The following is a 10425-nucleotide window of genomic DNA, read 5'->3' on the forward strand; positions in this document are numbered from 1 at the left end:
TTGTTCTCGTTGGCTAATATTAGAATTCTTCTTTGTGGCTTTTCGCCAACCGTAGATCTGAGATTCATGTAACGAGAGCTGTCTTGCAGCTGCAGCAACTCCTACTTTCTCTGCCAGCTTCAGGGTTTTTGCTTTAAATTCAGAAGAATGGATAATACGTTTCTTCTTACTTGTCATGGTTCACCTATAAAAACAAACCAACAACATAATCAAATAAAAAACAACAAATACCCCATTTTTAACTACCAACCTCAAATATTAAGGGATATACTATTTTTTATTCCTACACGGAGGCTGAAATGGATACCTTACAAACCACCACTACGTTTCAACAGCTAAAAGAAGGGGCTGACGGCTACATTAAACGCCGTAACCAACGTCTTTTAGCCAATCACCGCAAAGAGTTACGAAACTTTACCCGAGCTGAAGCATCGGCTTACCTTGGTATTGATGCCAAAACGCTAGATCGTTACGTGACCGCCACAGAGATAGACCCTCGTCGCCATGAAGACTCTCAGTGGTCGATTGATATCTCTGAAATGTACCGTGTACGTGATTTACTGCCAGAGAATCTACGTAAAGATCCAAAGTTCTCGCGCAGTGATAAGCAAAAAACACAAGTAGTGGTGATCCAAAATCAGAAAGGTGGAGTCGGCAAAACCGTTTCAGCTGCGACGATTGCTTCCGGCCTTGCAACAGAGTTCCACCAAGAGTATCGAGTCGGCCTTATCGATATGGATGGCCAAGCCACGCTCTCTATGTATTACGCACCAGAAGCCGAACAAGAAGGCAACTTGTCGGTTGGCGATCTCATGATGCGAACTTTCGATCTTGACGAAGGTGAAACTTATCAAGATGCAGTATCAGAAGCCTTTTTAGAAACGACCATTCCAAATTTGCGTATCTTGCCCGCCTCACAATCCGATCGAGCGATTGAAGGTTGGTTCCATGAGCAGGTATTTAGTCACACGCTCGCGTCGCCCTACTCTATCCTTGATGAGATCATCGATGCAGTGAAAGATGAGTTCGACATCATCTTAATTGATACACCTCCATCACTTGGCTATGCCACTTATAACGCGTACTTTGCCGCGACAAGCGTGGTGTTCCCGCTTTCAATTACTGAAAATGACATCGATGCCACCTGTTCCTATTTTAGTTATATCCCACAGGTGTGGGCGCTACTTGCGAATGCACAACATGAAGGCTATGACTTCATGAAAATACTACTCACTAATCACCGTGACAGTTCAACCACCACTGAATTAATGAACAGCCTTTACGATCATTTCTCACCTTATCTTTACTCAAAGGAGTTCAAACATAGTGAGGCGATCCGCCAAGCTTCTTCCCTACTCTCCACCGTCTTTGATATGTCAAAAAGTGAGTACCCGAAAAGCAAAGCAACTTTCCAAACCGCGCAACAAAATAGCTATGAAGTGACAAGCCAAATCTTGCGTGACTTATTAAATGTATGGCGCGAGCAGGAGCAAGCATAATGGCGAAGAAAAGAGGTGGCGCAAGTCCGTTAGGTAATACAGCAGGATCAGCAGAAGCTCAAAAAGGCGCAGCCAAAGCGAACGTAGAGTCACTGACTCGTCAACTTAGCGATGAACTAATCAAAGCAGGTGAAAGCAGCGTCGATTACCTTAAAGCGCACTTTGGCATTGAATCTGTTGGTCAGAGTATCGAATGGACGTTAGCTTCAGGAGCAACAGCTACATTTAATGAAGTGACATTGTCACACGAGCAAGTGCGCGATAATACCTTTGTTACCTTTGATGTGAATGGCCGTGATCAGTCTTTGCTAACCGCGGAATCTTTAGAGGATCTTAATTCCTTAGAATTCCAACAGTTCTACCCTGCGGTTGGCCGAGAAGTGGATGGTCAAATCGATGTCCTGGATGGATCTCGTCGCCGCGCTTGGTTTTTACTTCAGGATGGACGCATCAACACCTTCCGCACTCTTGTGACCAAAGATGACATTTCAACTGCAGACGCAAAAGCCTTAGCGAAGCAGCTACAAACCGCGAAAGAACATAACCAGCGTGAAATTGGTCTGCAGTGTAAAACACTCATGGACAGCGGCGAACTGACTCAAGAAGATGTCGCCAAAATTTTAAACATTAGCCGTCAAGCAGTAGGTCGAGCATTGAAAGCCGCCAGTATCGATAGTAAGTTAATGGCCCTATTCCCAGTAGTAAATGAGCTTTCTCATACTGATTACTCTGTATTATCGAAGGTAATGAAAACTTTCAATGAAAACAATAAAGAGCTCACTAGCTTCATTCAAAAAGTAGAGACCAAAGTTGTCAATGCTCAGCCTGAGCAGAGCCAAGAAGACATCAAAGAAGCGCTAATTACTAGTATCAAATCAGAGTTAAAGATTGCTGAGGCCAAACAAGAATCAGACAAAGCACAAGTCACCCCTCTCGCTCAATTTGATAGCAAAGGGATGTTCGCACGTAAGAAAGTAAAAGGCCGCAATTTTTCGTATGAGTTTGGTCGCTTGTCGAAAGAGATTCAAGCTGAGTTAGATGAGGCGATTCAAGCGGTACTCAACAAGCACTAGATATAACGACACCAACCTTTAGGTATTAATGCCATTCGGATAAGCATTAGTACCTAAATCGGTACTTTACTGGAACATAGAGGCTGGACGTAAATACGTTCGGCCTTTTTCTTTATCTGGTAGGATAAAATGACCATGTGTGGCACTAATATTCATCACACCTCTTTGATAGAGAGTCTTTTCTATGTTCTCTAATATCCTTAAAGCTCCTCACAGATGCCCAATTTCGAAGATATGATTAGAATACAAAGTAACATCTAATCATATTTTGATTTGAATAAGGGAGATAAACGCATCATAATATGATTTGAATAATGTGGATTTTCAAATCAAGGTGAAGCTATGTGGATATGGAAACAATCAGATTGGCCTAATTTTAACTGGGATAAAACGTTAATTGAGCCGCTGCTTAGGCAAACTCGCCTTAATCAAGGCATATTACTTGGGAAGGTCACTAGCCAGTCTCAGGATAAAAAAGAGAGCATGCTTGATACCTTACTGGCAAACATCGTCCATTCAAGTGCTATTGAAGGCGAGAAACTCAATGCATTCTCTGTACGTTCATCTTTGGCAAATAAGCTTGGCTTAACAGAAGAACGCCCTTTTCCAACCACAGAACAAACCGATGGGCTTGCAGAAATCATGCTTGATGCTGTAGAGAACCTCGATATACCTCTTACATTAGACCGGATCTTACACTGGCACGATAAACTCTTCCCCAAGGGTTACACTTTATTTAACCCAGTTATTGGTGGCCAGCTTCGAGGTACCGCCCCTATGCAAGTGGTATCAGGAAGAATCGATAGACCAATTGTTCACTTTGAAGCTCCAGGGCGAGAGATTCTTGATGCAGAGTTAAAACTGTTCATTCAGTGGTTTAATGACTCAAAGCACGACGCCTCGCTTGATCCTCTACTTCGAGCTGCAATTACGCATTTATGGTTTGTCACTTTGCACCCATTGGATGACGGTAACGGGCGAATCACTCGCTTGCTGACAGACTTAGCATTGGCCCAAGCGGAGCAGCAATCTGTACGTTTTTACGCGATGTCTGTGGGGATCTTAGCTAACCGCAAAAGCTATTACGAAACCTTAGAGCAAACTCAGAAAGGAAATATAGATATCACGACTTGGCTCGTTTGGTTTTTTAATACCTTAAACGAAACGTTTGATGAAGTATTAAAAGAGATCGACCAAACCATATTTAAGACCAATTTTTGGCGCCATATAGACCAAACTAAGCTAGCAAAAGAACAAGTTAAAGTGCTGAATCGGATGCTTGATGGTGATTTTTCTGATGGCATCAATACCTCTCAGTATCACAAGGTGGCGAAAGTCAGCAAGCCAACAGCAACACGCCATTTAGCCACTTTGGTCGGTCAGAATTGTTTAATCAAGTCAGGAGCAGGACGAAGCACTCGATACCAACTGGCGAAATAAAAAATATGTCCAGCAGAAAGCAAGATATTGACTTACTTCTTATTGAAGAGCTCCACTTAGAATGACTAATTTAAACACAGCACTTCCTAACGGTTTTTTACTATTCAGAAGACAAATAGTTAAGGTCTTTTTTGAATCAGTTGAATGATGGCGTTATGTGATTTTATCAATATGAGAGCTTATTAACATGCCGCAGGTGATAGTTAATGTACTCTTAATTAAAGTGAAAAGAGGATTTTATCAATGTCAAAAAGTTCCAAGCTACATAATGAAGACAAACTGATTAAAAAGGCACTTGATATTGGCGGGAAGATGGCAAAGATGCAAGGCTTTAACCTCCCTCAGTCACCACAGCCTGACAGAGTAAAAGCAATTTACCTGTTTTTGGTTGATGCCAAACAAATCACGCCGTTACCTGATAGCAAACTCGACGGTGCAAACATCAAACACAGGTTAGCTCTTTGGGTTCATAAGGCGTTGCCAGACAACGACCCTCTAAAATAACAATCATGATTAAGTAATAACAAAGCGAGTCGATTAGTTCGCTTTGTTTGATCTTTGGTGGGCGATAATTAAAGAAGTCTTCACTGCGATTTGGCTAATTAATTTTTATCCACCGACATGTTCACTAGGACTAAGGTTTCATGCCCAACTTCTAGCTTATTCTGCCCCAGAGTTTGTCAGCTATTTCGCTTAAAACGTTTTTGCAACTGGTTACTTGGCCTATTAATTTTAAGCTGTGTAGTGTTTATGAAGTCATTAGTTATTTTCGCTCATGAAGAGGAATTTAGTGAGAAGGTAAAAAATGAACATGAAAAAATTTTCGGGTGTAGTTGGGTTATCGTCTTACACTCTTCGATACTATGAAAAAATTGGTTTGCTCAAACAAATCCAAAGAAATAGCAGCGGTCACCGAGTTTACTCAAACAGAGATGTTGATTGGGTGAACTTTGTTAAACGACTCAAAGACACTGGGATGCCGCTAGAAGAAATTCAAAAATATGCGTCATTAAGAGATTTAGGGGTAAAGACCGTGCTTGATCGCCAAAAAATGTTAGAAATGCACCGAGAAAACTTAAAAGAACACATTAAGCAACAGAATGAACATTTGGAAGCATTAGAAAACAAAATTAATTTATATAAAAAGGGAGAAGTGAGTTGACTTAGAGTTCACTCTAACTTGTAAGGTGTGTTGGTCTTTTATTCAGAGGAGAACACCACATGGACAACATTCGATTTAATTCTGGACTAGAACAGTTATCAAAAATCGATGGTGAAGCTGGCCAAAAAGTCATTGAGAGTTTACAAGATATTTGCCCTGATTTAGCTAAATTCACAATAGAATATCCATTTGGCGATATCTATACACGGCAAGGCTTAGACTTAAAATTAAGAGAGATTGCTACAGTCTCGGCTTTAACAGCTATGGGAACCTGTACGCCGCAACTAAAAGTGCATTTGCATGCAGCCCTTAATGTTGGTTGTTCAGAAGAAGAAATCAAAGAAGTAATAATACAAATGTCTGTCTATGCAGGCTTCCCAGCAGCGTTAAATGGAATGTTTGCTTTCAAAGAAGTGCTATCTGAAAGGTAGCACTAGAAGGGCAGCGTAACTCAAAGCTGCCCACAAATGAGTTTGGATGTGGCTTTTCGATTTGTGATCACCAAGCGATTCTGTGCTCAAAGTATCTAATGTAGATCCTAAAAAAAACCTCTTTATGGTCTTTAATATCCAAAAATATCCTAGTGAACCCAACAGATGTAAAATCCTGTAACTTCACAAGTCAGCATTACCAAGGGCTGTAGAGCTAAAGAACCATGGTGATTTTACGGTGCTGCGAGTTTCATATTTGTTTAATTTTTGAGGAAGAGACAGCTTTAACGGGTAGTGTGTGATTAGCTCGTAGGGGTATACAAAGCCTTGTAGAAGGTCGAGTTCCAACAAGAACTCGACCTTATTGTGTTCACTTACAAGATGCTTGCACCTGTTGATACGCTCTCAACAGGGTTTCCTGAACAGGCTTTGAGTATCTGAATGAAATTCCTCGGTCATTTGTTGTCAGGCTCTTTGCACCATTTTGAGTAGCCTGCCCTGTTACCAATGTGGTTTTAAATGAAATTCCACCATCAAAAGAAGGGAGAATATCGGTACAAATGTTCGCATTTCCCGACAATTTCATTACATGATCATCAGAGTGTTTAATCTCGACTCTGAAATATAGGTTTTTACCTTTTTGTTCAAATTCTCGTTTAGAAAACTTTTTATCTATAGGCACCGTATTTAGAAGCCTAACAAAGTTATAGCTTGCACTTGAAAAGCTTTGAGTAGCGTTAACTTTCTTAGTGGGTGAACTTGCGTTGGTTTGAATGTTTGAACTGCTTTTTACCTCAGTCATTGTATTGTTAGCCCCTAACTGCGCTGATACCGACTGAAATTCAATATCCATTACTGGCGAATCATAATACTCAGATTCCATCTGTGCTTTTATCTTTGCATCATGCTCTTTATTAAGTCTTGCTATTTCAGCATTTTTGGTTGCAATTTCGGTGTCTGATAATGTTTTTTTCTCATGATATTCTGCGGATTTAAAAACTAAGCTCTTTTCAGAGTCAGTTAACCTATCTGTGGTCAAATAGTAATCGCTGAGTAATTTATACACTTCATTCTGTTTCAGGCAACTGGCGAATGCCAGTGCTGATGGTGCGGAATACTTTTCACAACGATAGTTTGACGAATAATAACCAATTCTAGTGGGATCTTGACTCATATCTAAAATCATAGTTAACATTTTAGATTGGTGGAGTGTGGCAGAGTCGAAATTTTTAATAGCGTAGTTAATTGGAGCAGGTTCATATTGTTTGTATAAACTGCTATATGGCACCTTAGAGTTCTTATCAACCGCGCACTCTATTGCTGATGATTTCCCCCAGTTCAACACAGGCTCTGAGTGTTTGATTAACACTTCAAATGACTCAATGTAATCCAGTTTATATGCAAGGCTCAATGGTAATATCGACCCATAATCACAGACATTGGGGCTGGCTCCGTAAGATATCAGCAGCTTCAAATATCTACTGGAGTCCTGGTCACTTAAGCCATAGCGCAATGGCGCATAGATCAGGTGTTTGTAATAAAAAACATTATCGTCGTTCGAGTCTATGTGTCTCGTAGCAAATGCTGAATGATCTAAAAGCCATTTAGTCAATTCATAGTCATTGATATAGATTGCGCACATGATGACGTTCCAGCAAGGGTCGTCATCATAATTTTTTGCGAGTGTCGTTTTATTTAAGCCGGACCATGCAATGTATCCTTTCTGTTCAAGGTTCGTAATTTTCTCTTGTGTTGTCAGTGTCTCATTTTCGATTATGTCGTGACGTGTTACACATCCCACTAGAAAGCCAACCCCTAACACTAAAAAAGCTCTAAATATCCATTTCATATAACACCCCCTACAAATATTCATTCAGTCTATATTAATATCCATTTAATCAGGCTGATCTCTATCAATCTCCTTTAGGCGCTTCCAATTTTCAGACATTCATGTTTCGCTGATGGATAGCGTTCACTGATTTTTTTTAATCTCGGCCAGGTGACTTTACGGTGCTATGAATTTTTATGTGGTTTGATTTTGAGTAGAAGATCGTTTTGATGGGGTTGTTGTTAGTGTTTAGTGTAAAACCTTTTCATAGAAGTGCTCCTTAAGGATTCAAGACACTTTTTCTAATCTAACAAAACTGTTTCGATCAGCAGCACTAACGCGTTTATGCCCCAAAATCGTTTAGCTCTCGTTTCTTGACCTCTTTCTCTTGTCAGTCCTTGACCTACTTTTCCTAATAGCAGAATATGAGCCTAGTCGAGTACGTATTAGTATGCCGACATGAACTTTAATTTGTGAATGCTGAGGAAATTAAGAACGATAGAACAGTATGTTACTGTTATGGTGTCTGTATTTCCTGAAAATGTCTGCTCAAAAGACGCTGTTATGCACAGTATCACAACCAGCTACATCAACTTAAGGAAGACAAGATGGCAAACCCAAGAGCATTTATAAGTTTCGATTTTGATCACAACGTTACACAGAAGAACTTATTTGTAGGCCAATCGAAAAATTCAAAAACTCCATTCTCAATTGAAGACTGGTCATCCAAGTCTTCATTGCCTCAGGATCAGTGGGAGTCATTGATCAAAACCAAGATTGGTAAGTGCAACATGCTTATTGTGCTAAGCGGTAAAACTATGGCGAGTGCTACAGGTGTTTCTAAAGAGATTGCTATGGCCAAGGAGAAAGACGTACCTGTATTTGGTGTATATGTAGATGGCGCAAATACAACAAGTAATCTACCAAGTGGTTTACCGCGCAATAGAACCATCGCATGGGATTGGGACAAGATTGAGGCGGCTATTGATCAAGTAATGGGTGAAGGGAAGAATAAATAGAGGTTTCGATGAAAAAGGCACTGATTATTGGAATAAATGATTACCCTAATTCACCACTTGGTGGCTGTGTAAATGACGCAAATACTTTGGCAACAGTACTAGAGTCGAATGGAGATGGCTCACCAAACTTTGGCGTTCGTAAAATTACGTGCCCATCCACTAACATTACTAGACCAGTATTGCGTGAAGCTATTGAACAGCTATTTAGTGGAGATTGCGAAATGGCTCTGCTTTATTTTTCGGGTCATGGATTTATAAAAAGTACGGGTGGCTATTTAGTTACCACAGACGCTAAAAAGTATGATGAAGGCGTAGCGATGGATGAAATCCTAACGCTAGCAAACCAGTCAAAAGCAAGAAATAAGGTCATTATCTTTGATTGTTGCCACTCTGGCGCAATGGCATCTCCAAGTCTAGCTGGTAATGGTACAGCTCAACTGGCTGAAGGTATGTCTGTATTAACAGCTAGTCGAGATAGCGAATACGCTCTAGAAGCAAATGGTGCTGGCATTTTTACATCTCTACTAGTCGATGCATTGAAGGGGGGAGCGGCAGATATTCGAGGTAATATAACGCCTGGTTCTCTTTATGCGTATGTTGATGAGGCTCTTGGTGCGTGGGATCAGCGGCCAATCTTTAAGACAAATGTCACTAGTTTTTCCCCACTACGAATTATCCCCCCGAAAGTGCCATTTGAGACATTGCGAAAAATCACGCAGTACTTTCCAACAGCTGACTCAGAACATAAGTTAGATCCATCTTATGAAGACACAGAGACAAATGCAGATCCAGATAATGTTAAGATATTTAAAGATTTACAGAAGTATCAAAGCGTAGGCTTGGTCGTGCCAGTTAATGCAGAGTTTATGTATTATGCTGCGTTAAATTCCACGTCTTGTCGATTGACGGCTCTCGGCTATCAATACTGGCGACTAGTAAATGAGAAACGCTTATAAAGGTGTGTAACAAATGCCTGCTGTCGGACTGGTTTTCCAATGCGCTCTAAACCAGCCGCAAATGCGGGCGTTATATGCATATGGATGACTTGTGGTATGATGCTTTAGGACGTTGAATTTAACGGAATCAAGAATGAGCATTTGGGATATAGATAAATTACAACTTTTCATCATGTTTGTTATTCCTGGCTTTATAAGTATGAAAACTTATGAGCTTCTTTATCCCTCTCATTTGAAGGACTCATCAAAGCAATTAGTCGATGCTATCACATATAGCTGCATAAACTACGCCATTTTTTACTGGTTTATAGTTGCCGTTGAAACTGGGACAGGATCTGAAAGTTTCAAAATCGCACACCCCATTTTATATATTTTCTTTTACGTTTTCGTTCTTCTGGTGTTCCCCGTCATTTTAGCATTCTCATGGAAAGCGTTAAGAGAATCAAAAAAATTCAAGGAAAATATACATCATCCAACCCAGAAACCGTGGGACTACTTTTTTGCACAAGGTCGGTGTTATTGGGTGAAAATAATCCTTAATAATGGCGCTGTTATAGCAGGTTATTATGGCACAAAATCGTTCGCTTCCAGCTCTCCTGCTGAAGAGCAGCTATACCTTGAGCAAACGTGGAAACTTGGAAGCGATGGCTCATTTGAGCGAGCGATAAACAAAACTGCTGGAGTCATTATCTTGACCAGCGAAATCTCTCATATTGAATTTAGGGATGTTTAAAATGACAGAAAGAAAAACTTCAAATAATGGTTATCAACCACAAGTATCACCTTCAGAACGACACAAAGGCTACCAGCCTTCCCAGCCAGCACCTATGCCAAGTGGTGAGCCAGGTGCTGGTTATCAACCAACTGGTGCGGGTGACAGTCCGACAAACCCTACACCGACTCCTCCAGGCGCTGAATAACGCATATAACAAACGATCAAGGGTTCAACATACTTTTCCTAATCTGACAGAAGCATTTTAGTGCGACAGCTCTAAAACGCTAATAAGATGGTACGCC

General features: G+C 40.6%; 12 protein-coding genes. 10 read left to right on the forward strand and 2 right to left on the reverse strand.

Annotated elements, in window-relative coordinates:
• Nucleotides 1-177: transposase (locus FCV43_RS10825; protein WP_170961644.1), on the reverse strand; the 177-nt coding region annotated here is incomplete at its 3' end.
• A 122-nt stretch (nucleotides 178-299) separates the two neighbouring features.
• On the opposite strand from FCV43_RS10825, the gene FCV43_RS10830 reads away from it, so the two are divergent.
• From FCV43_RS10830 to FCV43_RS10855, 6 genes are all read left to right on the forward strand, one after another.
• Nucleotides 300-1499: a ParA family protein gene (locus FCV43_RS10830; RefSeq protein WP_113797718.1), complete on the forward strand. Its 1200-nt coding sequence runs from the start codon at nucleotides 300-302 to the stop codon at nucleotides 1497-1499.
• The gene (locus tag FCV43_RS10835; protein ID WP_113797720.1) at nucleotides 1499-2572 is read left to right on the forward strand and encodes a ParB family protein; all 1074 of its coding nucleotides are present in this window, start codon (nucleotides 1499-1501) and stop codon (nucleotides 2570-2572) included. The genes FCV43_RS10830 and FCV43_RS10835 overlap by 1 nt, the downstream gene beginning before the upstream one ends.
• A 342-nt stretch (nucleotides 2573-2914) precedes the next feature.
• The gene (locus FCV43_RS10840; RefSeq protein WP_136995182.1) at nucleotides 2915-4012 is read left to right on the forward strand and encodes a Fic family protein; all 1098 of its coding nucleotides are present in this window, start codon (nucleotides 2915-2917) and stop codon (nucleotides 4010-4012) included.
• Nucleotides 4013-4255: 243 nt separating this feature from the next.
• On the forward strand, nucleotides 4256-4516 hold the full coding sequence (locus FCV43_RS10845; RefSeq protein WP_113797724.1) for a DUF5062 family protein: 261 nt from the start codon (nucleotides 4256-4258) through the stop codon (nucleotides 4514-4516).
• 301 nt (nucleotides 4517-4817) lie between these two features.
• On the forward strand, nucleotides 4818-5174 hold the full coding sequence (locus FCV43_RS10850) for a MerR family transcriptional regulator (protein WP_113797726.1): 357 nt from the start codon (nucleotides 4818-4820) through the stop codon (nucleotides 5172-5174).
• Nucleotides 5175-5233: 59 nt separating this feature from the next.
• Complete coding sequence (locus FCV43_RS10855) at nucleotides 5234-5605, forward strand: carboxymuconolactone decarboxylase family protein (RefSeq protein WP_136995183.1); 372 nt, start codon at nucleotides 5234-5236, stop codon at nucleotides 5603-5605.
• 370 nt (nucleotides 5606-5975) lie between these two features.
• On the opposite strand, the gene FCV43_RS10860 is transcribed toward FCV43_RS10855, so the two are convergent.
• Nucleotides 5976-7454 (reverse strand): ankyrin repeat domain-containing protein, encoded by a 1479-nt coding sequence (locus FCV43_RS10860; RefSeq protein WP_136995184.1) that lies wholly within the window; start codon nucleotides 7452-7454, stop codon nucleotides 5976-5978.
• 587 nt (nucleotides 7455-8041) lie between these two features.
• On the opposite strand from FCV43_RS10860, the gene FCV43_RS10865 reads away from it, so the two are divergent.
• The 4 genes from FCV43_RS10865 to FCV43_RS10880 all read left to right on the forward strand — a co-directional run bounded on the left by FCV43_RS10865 (nucleotide 8042) and on the right by FCV43_RS10880 (nucleotide 10328).
• Nucleotides 8042-8452, forward strand: a complete 411-nt coding sequence (locus FCV43_RS10865) for a TIR domain-containing protein (RefSeq protein WP_017091819.1) — start codon at nucleotides 8042-8044, stop codon at nucleotides 8450-8452.
• An 8-nt stretch (nucleotides 8453-8460) separates the two neighbouring features.
• Nucleotides 8461-9408 (forward strand): caspase family protein, encoded by a 948-nt coding sequence (locus FCV43_RS10870; protein WP_017091820.1) that lies wholly within the window; start codon nucleotides 8461-8463, stop codon nucleotides 9406-9408.
• Between the two features lie 133 nt (nucleotides 9409-9541).
• On the forward strand, nucleotides 9542-10141 hold the full coding sequence (locus FCV43_RS10875; RefSeq protein WP_017091821.1) for a DUF6338 family protein: 600 nt from the start codon (nucleotides 9542-9544) through the stop codon (nucleotides 10139-10141).
• A gap of 1 nt (nucleotide 10142) precedes the next feature.
• Entirely contained in the window at nucleotides 10143-10328 is a 186-nt protein-coding gene (locus FCV43_RS10880) for a hypothetical protein (RefSeq protein WP_136995185.1), read from the forward strand.
• The last annotated feature ends 97 nt before the right edge of the window (nucleotides 10329-10425 follow it).

This window comes from Vibrio genomosp. F6, assembly GCF_005146325.1.
Taxonomy (GTDB): domain Bacteria; phylum Pseudomonadota; class Gammaproteobacteria; order Enterobacterales; family Vibrionaceae; genus Vibrio; species Vibrio cortegadensis.